This window comes from Aquipluma nitroreducens (genome assembly GCF_009689585.1).
GTDB lineage: Bacteria > Bacteroidota > Bacteroidia > Bacteroidales > Prolixibacteraceae > Aquipluma > Aquipluma nitroreducens.
This window is the reverse complement of sequence record NZ_AP018694.1, coordinates 1365584-1388135: the sequence shown is the minus strand read 5'-3', so window position 1 is coordinate 1388135 and position 22552 is coordinate 1365584. Positions and strand designations below refer to the sequence as shown.

At 43.4% G+C, this 22552-nt stretch carries 25 protein-coding genes; 14 read left to right on the top strand and 11 right to left on the bottom strand.

All coding sequences use genetic code 11. The annotated features are described in order from the left end of the window. Nucleotides 1–6 precede the first annotated feature (6 nt). The 10 genes from AQPE_RS05915 to AQPE_RS05870 form a co-directional block, all read right to left on the bottom strand. Nucleotides 7–417: a GPW/gp25 family protein gene (locus tag AQPE_RS05915; RefSeq protein WP_318350128.1), complete on the bottom strand. Its 411-nt coding sequence runs from the start codon at nt 415–417 to the stop codon at nt 7–9. A 4-nt stretch (nt 418–421) separates the two neighbouring features. Continuing rightward, nucleotides 422–715, bottom strand: a complete 294-nt coding sequence (locus AQPE_RS05910) for a PAAR domain-containing protein (RefSeq protein WP_318350127.1) — start codon at nt 713–715, stop codon at nt 422–424. A gap of 165 nt (nt 716–880) precedes the next feature. Next, on the bottom strand, nt 881–2623 hold the full coding sequence (vgrG, locus tag AQPE_RS05905; protein ID WP_318350126.1) for a type VI secretion system tip protein VgrG: 1743 nt from the start codon (nt 2621–2623) through the stop codon (nt 881–883). 2 nt (nt 2624–2625) lie between these two features. Then, nucleotides 2626–3342, bottom strand: coding sequence for a CIS tube protein (locus tag AQPE_RS05900; RefSeq protein WP_318350125.1), 717 nt, complete (start codon nt 3340–3342; stop codon nt 2626–2628). A 2-nt stretch (nt 3343–3344) separates the two neighbouring features. After that, nucleotides 3345–3506 carry a DUF5908 family protein gene (locus AQPE_RS05895; RefSeq protein WP_318350124.1) on the bottom strand — a complete coding sequence of 54 codons (162 nt, stop codon included), beginning with the start codon at nt 3504–3506 and terminating at the stop codon, nt 3345–3347. Between the two features lies 1 nt (nt 3507). Continuing rightward, on the bottom strand, nt 3508–3939 hold the full coding sequence (locus AQPE_RS05890) for a phage tail protein (RefSeq protein WP_318350123.1): 432 nt from the start codon (nt 3937–3939) through the stop codon (nt 3508–3510). Nucleotides 3940–3941: 2 nt separating this feature from the next. After that, on the bottom strand, nt 3942–4376 hold the full coding sequence (locus AQPE_RS05885) for a phage tail protein (protein ID WP_318350122.1): 435 nt from the start codon (nt 4374–4376) through the stop codon (nt 3942–3944). Between the two features lie 27 nt (nt 4377–4403). Next, entirely contained in the window at nt 4404–6494 is a 2091-nt protein-coding gene (locus AQPE_RS05880) for a phage tail sheath family protein (protein WP_318350121.1), read from the bottom strand. Nucleotides 6495–6512: 18 nt separating this feature from the next. Beyond that, nucleotides 6513–7388, bottom strand: a complete 876-nt coding sequence (locus tag AQPE_RS05875; RefSeq protein ID WP_318350120.1) for a hypothetical protein — start codon at nt 7386–7388, stop codon at nt 6513–6515. Next, on the bottom strand, nt 7385–7981 hold the full coding sequence (locus AQPE_RS05870; protein WP_318350119.1) for a DUF4255 domain-containing protein: 597 nt from the start codon (nt 7979–7981) through the stop codon (nt 7385–7387). Before AQPE_RS05870 ends, AQPE_RS05875 begins: the two co-directional genes overlap by 4 nt. A 428-nt stretch (nt 7982–8409) precedes the next feature. Here AQPE_RS05870 and AQPE_RS05865 point away from each other — a divergent pair, with 428 nt between their 5' ends. The 13 genes from AQPE_RS05865 to AQPE_RS05805 all read left to right on the top strand — a co-directional run bounded on the left by AQPE_RS05865 (nt 8410) and on the right by AQPE_RS05805 (nt 20263). Further along, nucleotides 8410–9054 carry a methyltransferase domain-containing protein gene (locus AQPE_RS05865; protein WP_318350118.1) on the top strand — a complete coding sequence of 215 codons (645 nt, stop codon included), beginning with the start codon at nt 8410–8412 and terminating at the stop codon, nt 9052–9054. A 354-nt stretch (nt 9055–9408) separates the two neighbouring features. Then, the gene (locus AQPE_RS05860; RefSeq protein WP_318350117.1) at nt 9409–10764 is read left to right on the top strand and encodes a radical SAM/SPASM domain-containing protein; all 1356 of its coding nucleotides are present in this window, start codon (nt 9409–9411) and stop codon (nt 10762–10764) included. 1 nt (nt 10765) lies between these two features. Then, nucleotides 10766–11314 (top strand): DUF1847 domain-containing protein, encoded by a 549-nt coding sequence (locus tag AQPE_RS05855; RefSeq protein WP_318350116.1) that lies wholly within the window; start codon nt 10766–10768, stop codon nt 11312–11314. 130 nt (nt 11315–11444) lie between these two features. Continuing rightward, nucleotides 11445–12713, top strand: a complete 1269-nt coding sequence (locus AQPE_RS05850) for an FAD-dependent oxidoreductase (RefSeq protein WP_318350115.1) — start codon at nt 11445–11447, stop codon at nt 12711–12713. 320 nt (nt 12714–13033) lie between these two features. Next, a complete protein-coding gene (locus tag AQPE_RS05845) occupies nt 13034–13672 on the top strand; it encodes an ApaLI family restriction endonuclease (RefSeq protein ID WP_318350114.1) in 639 nt (212 codons plus the stop codon). Nucleotides 13673–13716: 44 nt separating this feature from the next. Further along, nucleotides 13717–14868 carry a DNA-methyltransferase gene (locus tag AQPE_RS05840; RefSeq protein WP_318351318.1) on the top strand — a complete coding sequence of 384 codons (1152 nt, stop codon included), beginning with the start codon at nt 13717–13719 and terminating at the stop codon, nt 14866–14868. Between the two features lie 105 nt (nt 14869–14973). Further along, nucleotides 14974–15612 (top strand): hypothetical protein, encoded by a 639-nt coding sequence (locus AQPE_RS05835; protein ID WP_318350113.1) that lies wholly within the window; start codon nt 14974–14976, stop codon nt 15610–15612. 180 nt (nt 15613–15792) lie between these two features. Further along, nucleotides 15793–16089, top strand: coding sequence for a winged helix-turn-helix domain-containing protein (locus AQPE_RS05830; protein WP_318350112.1), 297 nt, complete (start codon nt 15793–15795; stop codon nt 16087–16089). Between the two features lie 52 nt (nt 16090–16141). Beyond that, a complete protein-coding gene (creD, locus tag AQPE_RS05825; RefSeq protein WP_318350111.1) occupies nt 16142–17449 on the top strand; it encodes a cell envelope integrity protein CreD in 1308 nt (435 codons plus the stop codon). Nucleotides 17450–17607: 158 nt separating this feature from the next. Next, the gene (locus AQPE_RS05820; protein ID WP_318350110.1) at nt 17608–18714 is read left to right on the top strand and encodes a mandelate racemase/muconate lactonizing enzyme family protein; all 1107 of its coding nucleotides are present in this window, start codon (nt 17608–17610) and stop codon (nt 18712–18714) included. Between the two features lie 31 nt (nt 18715–18745). After that, on the top strand, nt 18746–19000 hold the full coding sequence (locus AQPE_RS05815; RefSeq protein ID WP_318350109.1) for a putative signal transducing protein: 255 nt from the start codon (nt 18746–18748) through the stop codon (nt 18998–19000). A 1-nt stretch (nt 19001) separates the two neighbouring features. Beyond that, nucleotides 19002–19640: a class I SAM-dependent methyltransferase gene (locus AQPE_RS05810; protein WP_318350108.1), complete on the top strand. Its 639-nt coding sequence runs from the start codon at nt 19002–19004 to the stop codon at nt 19638–19640. After that, nucleotides 19637–20263, top strand: coding sequence for a class I SAM-dependent methyltransferase (locus AQPE_RS05805; RefSeq protein ID WP_318350107.1), 627 nt, complete (start codon nt 19637–19639; stop codon nt 20261–20263). Before AQPE_RS05810 ends, AQPE_RS05805 begins: the two co-directional genes overlap by 4 nt. A 79-nt stretch (nt 20264–20342) precedes the next feature. Here AQPE_RS05805 and murB read toward each other — a convergent pair whose 3' ends face one another. After that, nucleotides 20343–21362, bottom strand: a complete 1020-nt coding sequence (gene murB / locus AQPE_RS05800; protein ID WP_318350106.1) for a UDP-N-acetylmuramate dehydrogenase — start codon at nt 21360–21362, stop codon at nt 20343–20345. 81 nt (nt 21363–21443) lie between these two features. Between murB and AQPE_RS05795 the strand changes: the two genes are divergently transcribed. Beyond that, nucleotides 21444–22547 carry a glycosyltransferase gene (locus AQPE_RS05795; RefSeq protein WP_318350105.1) on the top strand — a complete coding sequence of 368 codons (1104 nt, stop codon included), beginning with the start codon at nt 21444–21446 and terminating at the stop codon, nt 22545–22547. Nucleotides 22548–22552: the final 5 nt, after the last annotated feature.

The window sequence follows — 22552 nt, the reverse complement described above, 5'->3', positions numbered from 1 at the left end:
TGTAGGTTACAATTCGTTTCCTTCTGCTTTATAAAACGGGTAAACCATGTTTTTTCTCGAATTGGTTGCACGAACGGTGTAATCGAGGTTGATCAGCAAAACACCTTCCAGTTCGTCAGTCGGGTCGATGGCTATTTTGTTGAGATCGATCCGCGGCTCGTAATAAAGAATGGCCGTTTTAATCAGGTCGATCACATAAGTTTTCAGGGTTAAGGTGAGTGGCTTAAAAAGCAGTTCGTCGAGGTTGCAGCCGTAATCCGGAACCATCACCCGTTCGCCAAGCCGCGTTGACAGCAGAATTTCGAGACTGCTTTTGATGTCGGCCTCGTCTTCCAGCATGTTTACCGCTTTGGTTGCCCGGTTAAACTCCGGGGGAAATCCCCAGCCACGGCCTAAAAATGATTTGCTTGTATCCATAGTTTTAACCTCCAATCATTACTGTGGGGCATCCCACCACGATTACTCCTCCATGTGCCGTTGAATCGCCCATCCGGGCAGCAGGCATTCCGCCAATCAGGACGGTTGTCGAACCCATCGCGATGGTGTCGGGCGGCCCAACGCAAACAGCCATGTCGCCAACCCGGGCAGCGGGCATTCCGCCAATTAAAACAGTGGGCGCGCCGGGCGGTAAAATCGGCCCCCCAACATGTGGAACCGGCCCGGGATTGACCATCGGGCAAGTATGAAAATCGGTTATTCGTGCAGCTGGTGGCATGGTTTGATTTACTATTTGATTATTTACTATTTACAATTTATAAGTTCGAAGTGCCTAGAGTTCGGAGTTTAGAGTTCCTTCGGACTTCCGGCTTTTCCTGTCAACTGCTACTGAACACTGTGACTATTTTTCTTCCGTCTTCTGTCTCCGGACTTCTGTCTCCTTTTAATTAATCTGCACCATTGAACCCTGTATTTTGGCTATAGCTCCGGTTGATAATTCGGCGCCTGCATTTCCGCTGGCTTTAAATTGCGCGTTGGCAGTTATCGTAACATTCATCCCGTCAATTTTTACATCGCCGGTGGCTTTGATAGTGATATCCTTCGGACTTTCAAGTGCAATTCCGGCGGAATCCATCGTGATTTTATTCGAGAAATCGTCTTCAATTTGGATGATTCCGGCATCTTCGTCGACTGTAATTTTTTTGCCTTTGGGAGTTTCCAGCACCACCGACTTTTTATCGTCGTTGAAAATGAATTTCATTTTGCTGCGTGTGGTAAAACCCTTTTCGTGGTTGTCGTCGCTTGCGGTGAGCGGTGCGGCTTTCGCGCTGCTGTTCATCATTCCCAAAACCACCGGATGATCGGGGTCGCCGTTGATAAAGCCGACAATCACCTCGTCACCGATTTCAGGAAGAAAAAACGAACCGCGGTCGCTACCGGCATCGAGTGTGGATACCCGGGCCCAGATTCCCTGCTCGCTGCCCGAAATGATGGGCATTCGAACCAGGATTCGGTTTTCGCCATCCGGATCGTTTTCGAGCTGGGTCACAATTCCGATTTGCAAACCTTGCACAGCTGCCAGTAACCCCGCCGCGGGCTGATCGTTGATTTCAACGGTTTCGGAAAACCAGTTGGGGTCGATTCCGAACTGGGCATCCACCGTCCAGTTGCCTTCGGCGATCTGGTGGCGAATGGCTGAAACGTAAACTTTGCCGTTGAATCGGTTTCCAACCCCTTCGAGTTTCAGCGTGGTATTGGGTTTTACTGCCGGAATTCCCTGAAATTTCACCCTTCCGCGGATTTTCGAAAATTGGTTGAACAGCGTTTTGGCATCGGCCCAGGCCTGCAAAGCAACGTCGGGGGCAGCAGCGCCATTTTTCAGTTCCAGGTTTGAAAGGCCAATCACAGCGGCCAGATCATCGTACGAAACATTTCCGTTTGAACTCACCGCCGGGTTGCTGGCTTCCATTTCCTGAATGGTCTGATCGGCGGCATTCCAGCCATACGAAGTCACTTTTTGAAACTGGTTGCGGGCATCCATTTCGGCATCAAAATCGAGCATGGTGGCGCCGTATGAAACAGTTTCGACTTCGGACTGACCGGCATCGGGTTTCTTTACCGAGATTTTCCCGTCGTCAACAACCAGTACTTTTCCGTTGGCCTGAGCGCGGACCACGCAAAAATCCCAGTCGGAAACATTGTATTGAACCAGTTCTTTGTGCTGAACGCTGGTTGCTTCAACATCATTTTCCAAACCATACGTTCCGATGATTTCACCCAGGATATCGCTGTCTTTGCTTTCGTAGAAATATTTGCTTTTGCGGCCAATGGTCATTTTCACTGCCTTGTCCTTGCATTCCACAATCAGGAACGACTGACTGGTCCTGATTTTCAGGCTGTGCTTGATCACGATGCCTTTGAAAATCGTTTCCTCGTCGGAATGATAACCGGCTTTAATTTCGATTTCCTTTCCGGGTAAAAACAAATCCTTGTTGCTCAGTTCCCAATCCTGCCCTGAAGGGTTGCCATCGAGTACTATGATCCGCGCAGTCGGAATGCGGTTGATCTCCTTTTCCACCACAATATTCATGACCGAATAGGCATGGGAAAGTTCGGACCCTTCAATCAAAATTTTCGGGGTAACCAAATCGGACGGCTGCGAAGTTTGTATGACTCGTTGAGGCATGTTTACGATGTTTTTTGAATGGGTGGAAAGAAAATTTTGCTTCCCACGGTCAGTTTTCTGAAGTTGGTGATGTTGTTGGCTTTCGCGACTTCAAGGTAATATTTGGAATCGCCGTAAATCCGGAACGCCATCAAAGGCAGCTTGTCGCCTTCTTTTACTGTGCGGATGTGTGTTAAATCCGGGGAACTGTTATTTTCCATGGCAACCCGCAGGTTGTCTTCAACAAACCCCTTGAATTTGGCGCTTGCCGTCGCGCGGAGCGGAGTCCCGTCGGACTTGAACAGCTTGTACGTGATATCCATTTCGGTGAGCGTTCCCTTAAAAAGGAGCGTTCCCCACGAAATGATCAGGTAATTGGGCTTGTGTTCGTCGCCATTATAATCGAAAACTACTTTCTTAAACTTTTCGATGTCGTCGATAATGCCACCACCTTCATCTTTGAACGTTTGGTCGTCAGCAGCTCCGGGAGAGCCATAATCGGTAATCACTCCCGTGCGGTCGAAAACAAATTCAAGGCTTAAATCTTCAGGCAAAATTTTATTGAATTTCGGCGACGATTTGCTTGTTCCTGAAGCCTGGTCGTGGTTTGATTCAATCTTGTATTTGAATGCATACTTATCAGGATTCAAGAGCGATTTGAATTCACCGTCGGCAACTTCGTCCGAAAATTTCGCGTCCTTGTAGGCTTTTATCCGTAGTTTAATCAGTTCGCCGCTCATAATTATCGTTCTTGTTTTTTCGATAAAATTTCCAAAACCTGTTCAACGCAAGTCGCTATAATCACATCTTTACTCTCCTGACTATTTGCTTCAGGACTTGGAGATTGTGCCGGTTGGTCGGCTACCGTGATTTTGATCGTCAATTCTCTGATTTCGACAGGCATATTACTGAATATTAAAGTAGTTGTAAGCCAGTTCAATCGATTCAATGGCCAGTTGACTTTTCTCGGCATTAAACTCTGAAACCGACCATTTCAGCGGGTAAGCATGCACCACATTCCAGGTCATCAGCGGTTCGTGGTTTTCGTTCAGCAAACTGATGGTGATGTTGGTCGGCTTGATGTCGAAGTTTTCCAACGCATCCCTGCACCATTTGGTCAGCGCCGAATCGACCTTGATCCCGCGCTTTAAAACCAGGTTTGGATAGCGCGTTGAAACAGGCAATTTGTGCTTGAACCGATTTTCTCCCCCTTCGGCAATCTGTTCTGTTTCGAGCTCAACGTTTAAGCCCGAGACCGATTGAAACTGATATTCGCCACTCAGATTGGCAAATTCAACTTTAAAGTGAAATCCCAAAGGAGGATAGTAATTGCTCATTGTTATTCGTTTTGAATGCTTAATCCTTCGTGCACAATTTCCATCGACTCGATGGCCACCTCGTTGCCTTCGGCTTTCAGGTCGGTTGACTGGACTTTGCTGGGCCAGGCATTTTTAACCTTCCAGGTAATCACCGGCGCGTGTTCTTCATTAAGCAGGCTGATGGTGATGTCGCGGCGCTCAATCGTGTTGAGCTTTACAGTATTCCACCATTTGAAGTATTCATTATCGCTCTTGAATGTGCCGCGTTTCAGTGTAATGTTGCTGAATTTCTGCATGCCCGGCATTTTTATTTTTGAATACTCCGGACTTGCACCATCGCGGTATTCAACCACTTCAGTTTCCACGTCCAAACCGGAAACCTCGGTAAATCCTATTTTTGTTCCACCCCATTCAACCTGAAAATGGAACTTGACCAATGGGTAATTTGCTGCCATGATTATATTTTTTAAGATTTATACTTGTTAAGCTTCCTGTAATTTATGTGAGAATTTCAGCACGATGAATTCAGCCGGACGAACCACTGCCATGCCGATTTCGATGTGCATGTATCCGTTCAGGATGTCTTCGGCTGTCATGGTTTGACCCAGTCCAACCCGTACATAAAATGCTTGTTCAGGTTTTGCCCCAGCCAAAGCTCCGGCTCTCCATTGAAGAATCAGGAAGTTTTCGATCATGGCCCGGACTTTCACCCAGGTGTTGGCATCGTTGGGCTCGAAAACAAATTGCGAAGTCGCTTTTTTAACCGATTCTTCAACCATGTTAAAGAAGCGGCGGACTGGAACATAGCGCCATTCATTGTCGTTTCCGGCGAGTGTACGCGCTCCCCAAACCAGAATTCCCTTGCCGGTAAATGCGCGGATGGCATTAATTGACTTTCCGGCGGTTGTATCCACATTCAGGCTTTCCTGGCTTTCGTTGGTGATTTTCACCGAAAGGTTGGTCACATAGTTCAGTCCGACATTTGCCGGAGCTTTCCACACACCTCTGTCTTTATCGACCCTCGCATAAACTCCGGCAATTGCCGAACTAGGTGGTAACTCAAGCGGAAGATTTCCGATTGCAGTTAATATTTTGTTGTAGGTTGAATTGTCAACAGCTGCAACATCGCTTAATTTCCGTCCGTTCAGGGCGCCATTGTTTTTGTCTTTGCCTTCAACTTTTTTAATTTCAGTGCCAACAGCCGTTAAATTGGCTCCAACGTTGGCGAAGGCGTCAACGGTTGAAACGATTCCGGCCTGAGTGTTTAGCGGTGTGTAGCTTTCAAGTTTCTTCAGTTCGGCATCGAAATTAACCGCATTCACATTCAGGATATTTTTAACCTTGACATCGGTATTGGCTGCCTGCATTTTCGAGTATAAATCGTGCAGGTTGGCAGTTACTTCGTCAATTTTTCCGGCGCCCACAAAATCGGCATTGAATGCGGCCAGTGCGGCATTGATACTGGTTGCAATGACCGGATTTTCGTCCTGAATGGTTGTTGCTGCCGCAGTTGCTTCAGCATTCAGTTTGGCTTTAAAGTCAGCCAGTTTATCAAGCGAGGCCAACAATGTTTCGACCAAAGCGAGAAAATCTGTTTTCTTGGTGTCGTTGGTTGCAAAAACACCTCCAAGGTCAAATCCGGCAACGCTGTCATACATTTTGAACAGCACATTACTCACGTCACCGGCAATATTTCCAGGGGTGGTTGTCAGGTCCACCAGCTTTTTAACTGTGGCAGGCATTCCGGTTGCCAGGTTTTCGATGGCTTCCAGGTTTTTCTTGATGGTTTCGTATGCCTCAGCACTGTAGGAATAATGCGCAATAGTGATGTCTTTCGGATTATATTGGTAATCGAGAATGGTTTTCAGGAATGGGTAATAAGCCGCACCATATTTAATAATGTCTTTGTCGGAAAGAATGAAGTTTCTCAGATCATCAATATTCGAATCGGTCGGACTGGTGGAATCGTAACTCAGTGTATCGATAATGGTAAAGCGATCCTGCAATTTGTTGCATTGGGTCAGGGCATCGTTGTACAGCCCGTAAAACTCCGAAGCGGTTGACAAAGCTGTGGCATCCGGAAAAACAATCAAGGTCACTTCGTCCACTTTTTCAACGGCGCCAAGTCCTTTTTTTAAATCATCGAAGTTATTGATTGAAGTAACCTGTGTGTCAGCGGCATCGAGGTCGGAACCGTAGCGGCCAACTGAAACAACGTAACATGGTCCGCCACCGTTGGCAAAATACATTTGCATGGAATAATACATCAGGAAAGGCTCGCGTGCCGATGGCTGATCGACCACTATGGCGCGGCTGGTGGTGCCGTTTACCAGCGTATCGTTAATGGTGACGCTGATGGTTTTTTCGGGCTTGGCAAACCCAAACCAGGTTTCATATTCAAGTAAAGAGGTGAGCCGGGTCGGAACTCCTTTTAAGTCTCCCTTGATTTTATTGGTTGCCTTTTCGGTATAGCCAATAAAAGCAGGTATAGCCGTTTCAACTTGTGCTACCGAAGGCGGGAATTTTGCAATTTCCTCGACGTAAACACCTGGTGTTTTGTAAGCTGTTGCCATAATCTTGTGTTTTTAGTTTTACATGTATATTTCAGAATAGTATTTTGAATTGAGCGAATCAGGTTTTATCAGCTTTGAGTCAGGATTGGGCAAATCTTTTCCTCCAAGTTCAACTGAAATAAATCCCTTTTGAGTGAGTGGCTGTTCCGATTTGGAGATCAAAACATTGGGGTCTGCGCCTTCCATTTTAACATCGTCGTTGTTTTTTACTTTGGGGTCTTTCCTGAAAATGTACCGCCAAAGTGTTTTCCGGTTGGCAAAAACCAGTTCGAAATTCTTCGGTGGATTCGAAATTTTTCCGTTTGAATCGATGATATTAAGAGCAGGAACATCAGCTTTCATGTGCAACCTGATCAGGCCCAAAAGATTAGTCTTTTCAACCGTAGAAAGGTTTGTCAATTCAGATGCTGCGCTTTCCGGAGTGAGTGCAAAAGTTTCATTGATATTGAAATGATCGCCCGACTTGTTGATCAGCGGAAATGCAGGAACTTCGGTCGCCAGCCGCCGGTTCGAAAAATAATTGATTTTGCCCTGGTTGTCGAGCTTAAGATTGGTGTAATTATAAAATGCCGGATCGTTAATTTTTACCAGGAAAGTCAGGCTCAAATCATCAGGAAGAGGAATAAATGGTATCGCATTATCCGTATTGCTGACTTTTGTCCAGATTGTAAATCCGGAATTTAAATTTCTGTAAACCAGGCTATATCCATTTAGTTTTTGCTGAGTTTCGAGGGTGGGAGCGATGCTTAGAAATGAATTCAGTGCATAGCCGTCCATTTGCTTGGCAGCTTCAGTGACATTCATCGTGAAAAACGTTTTCAGCCCGTTGTTCAGGAAATAAAGGTGAAGCAGGTCAACCTTAAAAAGTGGTTTATATTGAATGGAAAAGCTCATTGGTTGATGTCGTTTAAGTCTCCGCCGATGTGTGTAATTACTCCTGATGTTGCAAGTTTGATGTCTTGCTCGATTTCCAGCAGTTGTACTTTGTAAACCACTGAAGGAAGCTGACGGCCACCCAGGGTTCCCCAAACGTGATTCAATTCTTCGAGGCTCAGGGTATATAATTCCAGATTGAACCGGAAATAGTCGATTACATCAAAAGCCACATTGTTTCGATTGTAAACCGTATTGGTCGATGTAAATACCTTCTTTCCTTGAAAAAACTGAATGGTTTTCGACAAGCTTCGCAGCGATTTGTCGTAAGTATCACAATTGGCGCTTATCAGAAGGTAAAAATTCAAATGAACCGGTGGATTTCGGTATTCAGTCTTGCCATCTTTAATTTTATAATTTGGAATATTTCGCAGAGCAGATTCCTCCTGAAGATTGATCAAAGTGAGAACCACTTTGCCTTTAAGATTATCCGCATTTTCATCTGCCGTTTCAAGAAGGGCAATGTTTTCAAGTATAACCAGATTTTTTAATCCGGAATCAGACAGGTGTTTGTCCAGTTGTTCGCTTAAAATCTGTAACGCTTCGTAAATCATGGTAATAATTGTCTGTTACGTTTTGGTGAAATCGTTCAACAAATCTTTACCTGAATTTTGGTTTTTTAGAGAGCGTCTTGCACGGTTTGCGGTTTTGGGTACCGTAGAAACTGTGTTTAGGAAGATCATTAACAAATAAAATAAAAGATATTAAGCTCTTCTATTTCAACAATTTAAGCAACATTGTTAGTAGGTTGTGCTTGTAAAGTGCTAGCTTTCAGTAAATAAATCCCTAAATTGATGCGATGGTTACCCCCTAATTTGAATTATTTTGTATTGGTTTTTAAAAAAGTTTTGTGTATATTAAGAAGCCAATTAGACCCATAAATTATCAATTGAAGTTTGTTATTTGGAAACATATCAAATAATCTATATATGTTGTTTTGTTTTAATTATTGTTATAATTTTGCACTTTAAATTTGAGTACAATGAACACAATTGAAATAGCTGGAAGATATTCTTCACTTGCAAATGATACCTGTTGTCTTTCGTGTGGAGGAGCAGTCGATAAAAGTGATGCAAAATTGAACGAGGTTTGCATCGATTTGGGAAGTGGCCGCGGAACTGATGTTTTACGTCTGGCCGAAGAAGTTGGTGAGGGCGGATTTGTGTACGGAATTGATGTCACCGAGGAGATGATTCGAAAAGCGACTTCGACAGCCGCCAAAATGGGTGTCGAAAATGTGAAATTCATTCAGGCTGATCTGGAAGAAATTCCGTTGCCCGACGAAACTGCCAACCTGATTGTCTCGAATTGCACGCTGAACCATGTAACCAACAAGCGCAAGGTTTGGGGCGAGATTTTCCGTATCCTGAAAAATGGCGGACGCTTTGTCATCAGCGATATCTATTCAAGCGAACCGGTACCTGAAGAATATGCCAACGACCCTGAGGCTGTTGCCGAATGTTGGGCTGGATCTGTTACCCGTTCAGAATACCTGAATATTATTAAAGGTGCCGGATTTCGTTACGTAAAAGTATTGGAAGAAAGTCAGCCTTACCCAAAAGGAAAAATTCACGTATCCAGTTTTACCATTACCGCCGAAAAAGATGAGTTTAGTTGTTGCGGGTAACTGGTAGAGACGCACGATCTTGCGTCTGGAGTCGTCCGGAGCGCAATTTTTTCAATGAAAGTTTGAAGGTAGTCATTAATGTTGAAGTTTAATTGATGAAGTTTCGTTCGTTTTGAATACCTTTATTCCTAATAGTTTAATCAACACCAAAATCAGTTTTATGAAGAGTTTAGTAAAAAAAGTAAAAAAAGGTCAGATTAAACAGGCACAATGTTGTGCTAAACAATCTCAGATTATTGCCGGATGCCACGATTAAGCGCCGGAAGCCTCCCCCGACCCCTTCAAAGGAGGGGAGAGGGGGAGGCTCATTTTTCATCGAAAGACACAGTTAAACCAAGTATAAATTTTTAATCAATGGCTCCAAAGCTTTCCCCCTTTGGGGGAACGGGAAGGGGGCTTCCGTTTGCCATGCAACTTTCCAAATATAACATCACCTCAAAAATTAAGGATTCTGACGATTGGTTTGTCATAAATGCATTATCAGGGCAGGCAGATATACTCGATCAGACAGCCTACAATCAACTTAAGGACATTTCGGTAGATAATCAGGAACTGATTGAAAATGGCTACATTGTTGATCTGGTTCAGGAGAAACGATTGTTTCGTGAGAAATACCTGAAATTTTTGGATGATCGCGAAAAGGACGAAGTTCAGATTTTTTTTGTGACCAACTACTCGTGCAACTTCGATTGTTCCTATTGTTATCAGGCTGGCTACGAAGCTTTACCCGTTGCTCTGTCGAAAGAAGTTACTGATTCGTTTTTTGATTATATTCTGAAAGAATTTTCAGGAAGGAGAAAATACATTACCATTTTTGGTGGCGAACCTTTCATGAATGCTCCACGCCACAAGGAAAATATCGAATATATTATTCAAAAAGCCGCAGAACATAAACTCGAAATTGCGGCTGTGACTAACGGTTATCATCTGGAAGAATACATTCCAATTCTCAAAAAGGGAATTATCCGCGAAATTCAGGTAACACTCGATGGGACCAGTGAAATACATAACCAACGGCGCTATCTGAAAGGCGGAGATCCAACTTTCGATCGCATTGTTCGTGGAGTTGATTTGTTAATTGAAAACAATATTCCGGTTAATCTCCGTATGGTGGTTGATAAACAAAATATTAATAATCTACCCGATTTGGCACAGTTTGCCATCAATAAAGGTTGGACTGCATCCCCACTGTTTAAAACCCAATTAGGTCGGAATTACGAGTTACACGAATGCCAGGCCAATCAGCAAAAGCTGTATTCGCGGCTCAATTTGTACGAAGATTTGTATGCGCTGCTGAAGACACATCCGCACATCGCCGAGTTTCACAAGCCTGCCTTTTCAGTCTCAAAGTTTTTGTTCGAACAGGGCGAGATGCCTGAGCCATTGTTCGATGCCTGCACCGGAACCAAAACCGAGTGGGCATTCGATTTCACCGGAAATGTGTATGCCTGCACCGCCACGGTGGGCAAGCACGGCGAAAGTCTGGGCACGTTTTATCCGGAAGTGAAGAAATACACCGAAGCGGTTGAGGAATGGCAGGAGCGCGATATTTTGTCGATTCCGAAGTGTCGCGACTGCAATTTGAGCCTGATTTGCGGCGGAGGCTGCGCTTCGATGGCCAAAAACTACAACGGCTCGCTGCACAGTCACGATTGCCGTCCGGTTACCGAGCTACTGGAATTGGGTATCGCGCACTATTTCAACGAATAAGATGGATTGCACCAATTGCACCTACGATAAAATTTGCCGGAAAACGGAAACCTGCAAAGCAACTTCTTTCGAACCGGAAGAGGCCATCAGAAAGTATGCCGCTGAACCCGAAATTGTGCAGGCGGCGGCCGAACTGGTTGATTTTGGACGCGCCGGAACCTTGTCGCGGCTTCAGGAGATTGTGGAGTTCTCGAAGAAAATGAACTACCGCCGCATTGGTTTGGCCTATTGCTACGGGATGGAAAAACAAGTCCAACAAATTGCCGGGATTATTCGTAGTAATGGATTGAATGTCAGGTCGGTTTCTTGTACGGTTGGTGGAATTCCGCAAAATGAAGTGAATCCGGAAAGTTCGTTTTGCACCGTTTCGTGCAATCCCATTGGGCAGGCGATGCAGATGAACAGCGAAAAGGTGGATTTGGTGCTGATGGTGGGGCTTTGTTTGGGGCACGACATTTTGTTTCAGCGCGAAGTGAAGGCCGACTGCACAACCCTGGTGGTGAAAGATCGGGTTCACAACCACGCGCCGTTGAAGGCATTGGAATTATAACCAATGTGTGGTTTTACCCCTCCAAACCTCCCCTATAAGGTGAGGCTTTGAAGTCCCCTTCAGGGGATTTAGGGGTTTTAATGATAGCGCTTCATAAAAGACTGAGTAAAAAACCAAAATATCAATAACCATGAAAGAGATAAATGCATCGGAATTTGAAAGCGAAGTAGTAAAAGGGGGCAATGTGGTGCTCGATTTTTACAGTACTGAATGTCCGCCTTGCGAAGCGCTTTTTCCCAAACTCGAATCGTTGGATCCGCTGTTTAAGGGTGAAGTCAAATTCATCAAAATCTTCCGGCAGGGAAACCGCGAACTGGCCGATCAACTTGGCGTAAAATCGTCGCCAACGTTGCTTTTTTATCAGGATGGAGAAGAAGTGACCAGCCGCCTTTCAGGAGGAATTAAACGGTCGGAGATTGTTCGCAACCTGAAAAGTGTGATCGGCAAAGAAAAGGTGAATGAGATTATCGCCAAGCAGAAACCGATTGTAACCGAGGTGGATGTGGCCATTCTGGGTGCTGGTCCGGGTGGACTGACAGCCGGTTTATACCTTTGCCAGGCCAAAATCAACACCGTTTTGGTTGACATCGCGTTGCCCGGCGGAAATGTTTCGACCACCCACGTGGTGTCGAATTACCCCGGATTTATTGATCCGCAGCCCGGATACATGCTTTCGCACAACATGTCGGAGCAAACCAAACGCTGCGGAACGACTTATAAGGTGGCGGTTGACGTGACGCACGTCGATTTGCAGAAAAAGGAAATCATGATAGACGGGCAGGAAACCATTCGCGCCAAACGAATCATCATTGCCACCGGAACTTCGCCCAACCGTATTGGCATTCCCGGCGAACTGGAGTACAAAGGACAGGGCATTTCGTATTGCGCCACCTGCGACGCCAAGTATTTTGTGGATCGGGAAGTGGTGGTGATTGGCGGTGGAAACTCAGCCATCGAGGAAGCCGATTTTATCTCGAAGTTCGCGTCGAAAATTACCATCGTTCACCAGTTCGACCAGTTGCAGGCCAACAAAACAGCGCAGGAAAAAGCATTTGCCAACCCGAAGATTTCATTCCTGCTTTCGCACGAACCACGCGCATTCCGCAAAGCTGGCGACAAAATGGAAGTGGAGGTGGAAGACCTGAAAACCAAGGAAAAGAAGACCCTGACATCGGACGGAATTTTCGTGTTTATTGGCCAGAAACCGAACCTCGAAATGTTTGGCAACCAGTTGGAACTCGACCAGTGGGGCTACATCAAAACCGATGAGGATAAGCGCACCAACATCGACGGCGTGTTTGCCGTGGGCGATGTAACCAGCAAAAAATACCGCCAGATTACTACTGCTATCGCCGACGGAACCATTGCCGCGATTGCGATTACTCGGGAAATAGGATAATTGGCAAGATTCGCAAGAATCTATTTCGATACTACTGCAACCCCTGATTCGAAAGCTGCTTTTCGGGTCAGGGGTTGTTTATTTTAGCGATCTGAAGCCAAATGCCCTGATTTTTTAAAAAATAATAACTGAATATATTGGATTTGTAGATCGGGCGGCGTAGATTTGAGAGAATTTATTCTGAAATAAATTGGCGGGTTTCCTCAAAAATAGATGGCAGATAAGAAAATCATATCAATAGCTGGAATTCTGATATGATGCGTCAGAGCGGGAAGGACATTGTAAAAAAAACAATTCTAGGAAAATTATAACTTTGTACAATGGAAGATCTAAAGAATAAAATAAAAGAATTAGCGGGGATTTACGCTTCTAATCTCAAAGAAAGAATTGAAGAGCGAAAAGAGGCAATGAAATCTGATGATAATTCTCATTATCTAATCTATAGAGTTTTAGGAATTACAACAGAAGAAGGAGAGCTAATCTATATTTATCAAAACACTGGGCGATTTCTGTACAAATATGCTGGTTCGTTTTTGGAAGAAGCCGCTACTCTGTGTCTAAATTACAAGTTCCAAGATGGGATTAAAACCAAAGTGGAAAATACATTAGGACAAAGACCTAATACATTCGAGATAGATTTTCTGAATGGGAGTGATGCTATTGAAGTTAAATGGCGAGATGCAACTACAGATGGAGATCATATTACCAAGGAGCACACTAGAGTTAAAGTTATAAAGGGACACGGTTACAAGCCTATTCGAGTGATGTTTTATTACCCTCAGAGAGCCCAAGCAATTAGAATACAAGAGACATTGAAAACTTTATATGCTGGTGTTGAAGGAGAATATTATGGAGGTGATGAAGCTTGGAACTTTTTAAAAGCTTATAGTGGAGTTGACTTAAAGGCTATTTTAACAGAAATTGCTAATGAAAGGACACCTGAAGATGGAAACCAATAAAATAATACATGGTGATTGTCAGGATAAGTTAAAGGAACTAAGAAATTGAATGTATTGACTTAGTTTATTTCGACCCACCTTTCTTTACTCAAAAAACACATTCTCTTAAAACCAGGGATAATACAAAAACTTACGAGTTTGAAGATAAATACAATTCTTTGAATGAATATTTGGAGCTCATTGAAAATGTATTAATCCAAAGCAAACGAGTTTTGAAAGATACCGGTAGTGTTTTTCTTCATTGCGATAAAACAGCTTCGCACAACATTCGAATTATTCTTGACAAGGTTTTTGGTCGTGATAATTTTCAGAGCGAGATTGTTTGGTCATATAAACGTTGGTCAAATTCAAAAAAAGGGTTATTAAATGCACACCAAATAATATTCTTTTACTCTAAGACAAGGGATTTTAAATTCAATACGATATATACCGACTACTCAGCAACAACAAATATTGACCGGATTTTACAAGAGCGAGAACGAGATGAAAATGGGAAGTCTGTATATAAAAAGGATGAAGATGGGAATGTTGTAATTGGTAAAGAAAAGAAAGGTGTTCCTTTATCAGATGTTTGGGATATACCATATCTTAATCCTAAAGCGAAAGAAAGAACAGGATATCCTACTCAAAAACCTGTGCTGCTGCTTAACCAGATTATTCGTATTGTGACCGATGAAGGAGATATTGTCATAGATCCATTTTGTGGTAGCGGTACAACTTGTGTTTCTGCAAAGCATTTAAAAAGAAATTATATTGGCATCGACAAGTCAAAGGATGCTGTAGATTTAGCAGAATCGAGACTTGATGAAATGGTAATTACAGAATCAGAGTTATTAAATAAAGGGACTGAAAGTTATCTTGAAAAAACAGAAAAGCAGCTTGCCATTCTTCAAAATATTAATGCCACTCCAGTTCAAAGAAATTCTGGTATTGACGGATTTCTAAAAGAACAAATTAATGGTGGACCTGTTCCAGTTAAAATTCAGGGAGATTATGAAACACTTGAAGATGCCATTGAAAAACTTGAAAAAGCATCATTTGGGAAAGGATATGACTACAAAATAGTAATTCAGACTAAAGAATCTGTTACCAGTAGACTATTTGGTTTTGAGTCTGACGTTGAAATTATCAAATCACTTGAACTACAAGCCAAAGAGCGAAGCAAAAAAAGCGCGAAGGCTCAACGCGCAGTATAGCAGCAAGAATTTCACCAAAAACAGATTAATTTCATTCAGATTTTTCTTCACCCTCTTGCACATCCAGTTTTATAAATTAACTTTGTATTTCAAAGTACTTTTTACATGAAAACAAATTCAGTTAATCCGAAGGAAGATATTCAGGCGATTCGCGAAATTATGGAGCGGTCGTCGAAGTTCATGTTGCTCGATAGTTGGGCGGGCTTTTTCGCCGGAACCTGCGCGCTGATTGGTGTCGCTGTGGCTTGGTTTGGCGTTCTGGATGCGGGAGCACTTTATTACGACGAGTTTTTGTGCAGCGTGGGTGGCTCACCAATCAACAGTGTGACCACTGGCTTGGGTGCTATTGCTTTGGTGGTTTTGCTGCTTGCCGGGCTGGCTGCTATCTGGTTTTCGTACGGGAAAGCGCAAAAGGCTGGGCAAAAATTCTGGACAAGCTCCACCAAACGGGTGCTGGCGCATTTGCTGATCCCCATCGTTTCGGGTGGAATATTTGTATTGATTTTGGTTTCGCGTAACCAAATTGATTTGGTCGCTTCGGCCATGCTCGTTTTCTACGGATTAGGTTTGGTGAATGCAGGCAAATTCACTTCGGGCGAGATTCATTACCTGGGAATGGCTGAAATCGCTGTCGGGCTTCTGGCTGGAATCTTTGCACCTTACGGACTCGTGTTCTGGGTGCTGGGTTTTGGCTTGCTGCACCTGGTTTATGGCGTGGTGATGTGGATGAGGTATGAAAGGTAGCATGGAGCAAGGAGCGAGGAGCATGGAGGAAAAAGTCGCAGTGTTCAGTCACGGTTGGCAATAAAGAGTTGCGAGTTGCATGTTGCGAGTTGCATGAAAACAAACCCGCATTCCGCATCTCGCAACCCGCAACAATAAATGGTAAATCGTGAATAGTCAAATCGTAAATAATAAACTCTGGTGAAAAATCCGATTGCAAATCTTCAGAAAGTGTTCGAAAGCCGCATCAGGCTTGGAATCATGTCGGCACTGATGGTGAACGACATGCTGGATTTCAATGCGCTGAAGGAACTGCTCGAACTAACCGACGGAAACCTGGCCAGTCACCTAAAAGCATTGGAACAGCAGGAAATTATCGTGGTTTCGAAGCAGTTTGTTGGCCGAAAACCCAGTACAACCTACACGGCAACCGCGCAGGGGAAGGATTTGTTTCGTCAGCATTTGGCGGCGCTGGAAGAACTAATAGGCAATCAATAATTTTTTTATTCGTAAACTTTGAAATGCAAAGTACTTTTAAATATTCAAAACTATGGAAACAAAAGGTATTCAACAATTCATGAACAGTTACAGTGTTAAGATGATTATCGTTTCGGGACTGGCAATTCTGCTGCTTATCCCGTCCTTCCTAATTCAGGATGTAATTCGCCAACGAATTGCCCTGAGCGAAAAGGTGAAAAACGAATTGTATGCCCAATGGGGTGGGAAACAGGTGGTAGCCGGTCCGGTGCTGAATGTGCCGTTTACAATTCAGGAAAAAACCGAAGTTAATCAGGGAATGACTGAGCGAAAAGGCATTGCTCATTTTTTGCCTGAAACACTCAAAACCGATGGTTCGCTGGCTCCTGAAAAACGCAAACGTGGTATTTACGAGGTGGTGGTTTATGAAGGAAGTATCAAGCTTAAAGGCTTATTTCTTCAGCCCGACGTATCACAACTGGATATTCCGAATGCACAATTCAATTGGGATGCGGCTTACTTTACTCTGGGAATTTCGGATATGCGGGGGATCAAAAATTTGCCGGAATTGGTTGTCAATGGTCAGAAATACAAGGTTGATCCCGGAGTTGCCGATACCGACATCTTCCAATCTGGAATTACGATTAAAGCCAATTCGATTGATTTGAAACAGCCGTTAAATTTTGAAATCAATTTGGTTTTAAATGGGTCAGAAGATCTGTCAGTTGAAGCTTTAGGGAAAACCTCGGAAGTTTCAATGAAATCGGACTGGGCGCAGCCAAGTTTTACCGGAGTTTTTCTTCCTTCTGATCGAAATATTACATCAAATGGCTTTACTGCGAACTGGATGGTAACTCATTTAAATCGCAATTTTCCACAGCAATGGGTCGACAAAAAATTTAATACTCACGAAGCCCTGTTAGGTGTTGAATTGCTGATTCCTATTGACCATTATCAGAAAGCTATGCGCTCGGTGAAATATGCAATACTGTTCATAGCCCTCAATTTTATCATTTTTATTTTCATCGAGATGAAAAGCAAGAACAGGATTCATCCCTTCCAATATTCATTGGTGGCATTTGCGCTGCTCATTTTTTATGCATTGCTGACTTCAATCAGCGAACAAGCCGGATTTAATTTAGCTTATCTGATCTCGGCTGTAGCTGTTACTTCCCTGATTTCGTGGTATTCCTATACAATTCTGAAGGATAGGCGTTCGGTAGTTTGGATAACTTTATTGCAAACAGGCCTGTATATTTTTCTGTTTACCATTTTGCAGCTTCAGGATTATGCGCTGTTGGCCGGAAGTATTGGTCTGTTTGTTATCCTGGCAATTATTATGCGTGCATCGCAGCAGATTAAATGGTATTCGGAAGGATAAGGTTTTGATTATCTATGTAAAAAACTCAGATCCCGGACTTCATTTCATTATAAAGGAAATGAGGCCGGAATTTTAATTTCTATATTTAACATCAATAATGAAATTAAATTTAAATTTACCGGTCACTTGTATTACCAATTTTTATTAAAAATAGTCTAATGCTGATTACTCAAATCGAAGTTTATCAATTTCCGGTCAAGCTAAAAAAGCCTTTTGTTATTTCGTTAGGATCGTTTGAATATGCCGAGAATGTGGTAGTTGTTATACGAACAGATGAAGGATTAAGTGGTTTTGGTGAATGTAGCCCGTTTATGCCCATCAACGGCGAAAGCATGGAAACCTGCTATGTCGTTGCCAATTACCTGGCCAAATCGTTGATTAATAAAGATCCGCGTAACATCGAAGCATGTTCTGAGCTGATGGATCGAACTATTTTTGGTAATTCGAGCATTAAAAGCGCTTTCGATATTGCACTATACGATATTGCCGCGCAGCAGGTCGGGTTGCCTTTGTATGCTTTTCTGGGTGGCAAGAACAATAAAATCCTGAAGACTGATTATACCGTGAGCCTGAATGATCCGGCTCAAATGGTGGCTGATGCACTGGAAATTAAAGAACGAGGTTTTCAGGTTATTAAAGTCAAACTGGGTGACGATCCGGGCAAAGATATTCAACGAATTCAGGCTATTCGGGAACAAATAGGAAGCGACATTCCATTGAGACTTGATGCCAATCAAGGGTGGAACGTCGATTCTGCAATTCGTGTTTTGACCGAATTGGCCGGTTACAATATCCAGTTTTGCGAGGAACCAATTCCGCGTTGGAACTATATGGAATTACCTCGAATCAGCAAAGCAAGCCCGGTGATGGTAATGGCCGATGAATCGTGTTGCGATCATCATGATGCCCAGCGGCTGATTGATTTGGATGCCGCTCCGTCATTTAACATCAAACTTGGGAAATCATCCGGAATATTCAAGGCGCAGAAGATTATAAATTTGGCTGAAAAGGCTAACTTGCAGTTACAAATCGGTGGGTTTCTCGAATCACGGATTGGGTTTACCGCATCGGCTCATTTGGCTTTAACGAGCGATAATGTTCGGTTTTGCGATTTCGATACGCCAATGATGTTCTGCGAAGATCCGGTTTCAGGAGGAATTCAATATGGTTTGAATGGTTTGGTTACGGTTCCTGAAACACCAGGGTTGGGAGCAAGTATCGATGCATGTTATTTGAAAGGATTAACAAGTTTTACGGTTAGATAAATTCAATTAATAACAACTTAAACTGTTGATTATGAATTCAGATCAAGAAATTTATCCGGTTGAAGTTTTTGATGGCAACGATTGGGATGCTTCGATGGTAAAAAGCCTTTTGGATAATGCCGAAATTGAAGCCTTTGTGAAAGATGAAAAAATGGGTGTTTTAGCGCCATGGAATGTGGCTGGCGGAGGCGCCGGTTCAGTAAAAATATTTGTCTCGAATGTCGATCTGGAAAAGGCCAAAGAGGTAATTGAGCAGTACGAAAAAGCAGAAGGACTAAAAGAATAAGATGGAGAATTTCGAACTCTCGGTTCAACGTTTCAATGAATTTGCTGAAGAATATGCCAGCCGGTTTGACAATGTAAGCGGTTATCTTGAACCGCTTGTGCATTTTTGTAGTTTGGTGAAATCGGATAATCCTCACATCCTGGAGCTGGCCTGTGGACCCGGAAATGTAACTAGCTTCCTCAAAAATCACTTTCCTGAAAGTCAAATCTTGGCTGTTGATCTTGCTCCTAAAATGATTGAAATAGCGAAGAATTTACTTCCTGAAGTTGATTTCATGGTGATGGATGTGCGCGATATTTCCACGATTCCAGATCGATTTGATGCGGTGATGTGTTCGTTTTGCCTGCCTTTTTTATCGAAAATGGATTCGGCTAAACTGATTGCCGATTGCGCCGAATGTTTGGTTTCTGGAGGCGTTTTGTACGTTAGTACCATGGAAGGAAACGAGGATCGTGCCGGATACGAAGCAACCAGTTTTTCGGGTGATGCCGAGGTTTATTTCAATTACCATCTGCAAACAGATTTGGAAGAGGCATTTGAGCATAGTGGATTCGAAATCAGGCAACTCAGGCTTCAGGATTATAATGAACTAGATGGTTCTATAACCACGGATATGATATTTATAGCGGTAAAACGATGAGCGATTTTTGGGAAGATAAGTTTCAGAAAATTGGGTTACTCTGGTCGTTCGAGCCAGCCGATTCAGCTATTTTTGCCCGTGATCTTTTTGTTGAAAAAGGATTTAAAAGCATCCTGATTCCTGGAGTCGGATACGGACGGAATGCAAAAACTTTTATTGACAATGGGTTTGAAGTGACCGGAATTGAAATTTCCGAAACGGCCATCAGGCTTGCCCGTGATAATGGTTTGGATTTTCGGATTTATCATGGTCCGGTTAAGCGAATGCCTTACGGAAAATCACTTTACGATGGAATTTTCTGTTACGCACTCTTGCATCTACTCAATCAAAACGATCGCCGCCAATTCCTGAAAAAATGTTTCGATCAGCTCCAGCCGGGCGGAATGATGGTTTTTATTGTGGCTTCGAAGGAAAATAAACTCTATGGAAATGGACGACCCGTTAGCATCGACCGTTTCCTGATCGATAAAGGTTTGACTGTTTTCTTTTATGACTCAGCGACCATTGAAAAAGAATTTTCGACTTATGGCTTGCTTGAATACTGCGAAATTGACGAGCCTGTCAAACACATGCCTAATGAAGAACCCATGAAATTTTGGCGGGTGGTTTGCCGGAAAAGTTGAGTGGTTTTTTACTCATCAGGTGACTCAAAGTCATCAGATGAGGATATCTCTGACAACAGAGACTGCTAATGACCACTTTCTACCCGATTACATTTACTTCCCGTTCCAAATCAACCCCAAATTTTTCCTGAACCGATTGTTTAATTTCTTCTGAAAGGTCATAGATTTCTTTTCCGGTGGCGTTTCCGTAGTTTACCAGCACCAAAGCCTGTTTTTCGTGCACTCCGGCATCGCCGCGTCGGAAACCTTTCCATCCACATTGTTCGATGAGCCAACCAGCAGCCAGCTTAGTTTGACTGTCAGGAGCAGGGTAGTGGGGCATATTCGGGTGAGTCGTTAACAGTTGCTCGGCCATCGAGGTTTCGACAATTGGATTTTTAAAGAAACTGCCAGCATTCCCATGTATTTTAGGATCGGGTAATTTCGATTCGCGAATGCCGATTACTGCTTTGCGGATGGTTCTTAGATTGATAGCTCCAAGTTTTTCAGCTTCCGTTTTCAGGTCGCCGTAATTCAGGATAAACTCCGGAAATTTATCGAGTTTAATACTAACGCTGGTAATGATGAAACGATCTTTCAACTGGTTTTTGAAGATGCTGTCGCGGTATGCGTATTGACAATCGGCTATATCTAACGTGTATTCGGTTTGCGATTCCAGATCGAACCCTGTAACCGATTCGATGCGGTTCTGAATTTCCATGCCATAAGCGCCAATGTTTTGTACTGCAGCAGCGCCAACCTTACCGGGAATGAGCGATAAATTTTCGATACCTCCCCACCAATTAAAAACGGCATATTCAACCAGATCGTCCCAAACAACACCAGCGCCCACTTCAAGCCAAATGTTGTTTCGGTCTTCATGGGCAATCTTTATCCCGGGAATGTTTGGGTTGATAATCAGCCCCTGAAAATCATTCACGAAAAGCAGGTTACTTCCTTCGCCCAAAATAAGGATCGGGAGATTTTGCCAATGGGTTGTGGTAGCTAAAAAGGCCTCCAGGTCTTCGGTTTCGGTAAATTCGAAATAGTAATTGGCTATAGCTTTGGTGCCGAATGTATGATGCTTTTGGAGCTGGTAATCGGAGTAGGAGCGAATCATTGGAATTATTTTTTTCGCAAATATAACAGAAGATCGCCCTTTTTCGTTTACCTTGGCGATACGAACCAATAGAAATTCGCTTTGAAGAAAATTTCACTCAGTGTAATCAACGATTTGGTTACCGATAACCGCGTTCACAAAGTAGCCGTCAGTCTGAAAAAAATGGGTTTTGAGCCTGTTCTGATTGGTCGTTTATTACCCGAAAGTCATCCTGTGGAGCGCGATTATCAGACTCACAGGATGAAACTCTTGTTTCGGAAAAGTGCAATGTTTTACCTCGAATACAATATTCGCTTATTTTTATATCTCCTGAAATCTGAAATTGATGTTTTTGTGGCGAATGATCTGGATACACTTCCGGCGAATTATTTGGCCTCACGAATAAAGCACAAGCCGCTGATTTACGACAGCCACGAGTATTTTACTGAAGTTCCTGAATTGATTGGAAGGCCGGTTGTAAAAGCGATTTGGTTGAGGCTCGAAAAACTTCTGGTTCCGAAAGTTGATGCTGCTTACACCGTTTGCGATTCGATTGCTGAGGTTTATCGTGATTTGTATAAAGTCGATTTTAAGGTAGTTCGCAATCTTCCGGTTTGTTCCATGTTTGAAGAACCAAAACATCAAGAAAAAGCGCCTGATCAGCCGAAAATAATTCTTTATCAGGGAGCGCTAAATTTGGGGCGTGGCGTTGGGGCGGCGATCCGCTCTATTCCCTATCTGGATGGCGTCGAACTTTGGTTGGTAGGCGATGGCGACCAAACCAGCGAATTAAAACAATTGGTTATTGAAATGAAACTGGAATCGAAAGTGAAATTTCTGGGGCGTTTGCCGCTTCATAAGTTGCGAGAAGTGACCCTTCAGGCTGATTTGGGAATTTCGTTGGAAGAAGATTTGGGTTTGAATTACCGCTTTGCTTTACCCAATAAATTGTTCGATTACATTCAGGCAGGAGTGCCGGTATTGGTTTCGAATCTTCCGGAAATGATGCAAATTGTAGAACATTATCGGATTGGCATCATTGCTGAAACTCACCAGCGAAAGGTGTTAGCCGAATTGATGAGGGATGCGCTTTTTGATGAGGAGAAACGCCTGGTTTGGAAACAAAACCTTCAGAAAGCCGCAAAGGAGCTGTGCTGGGAAAATGAAGAGAAAATTTTGAAAAGTGTTTACGAACGTTTTCTCTAAACTTT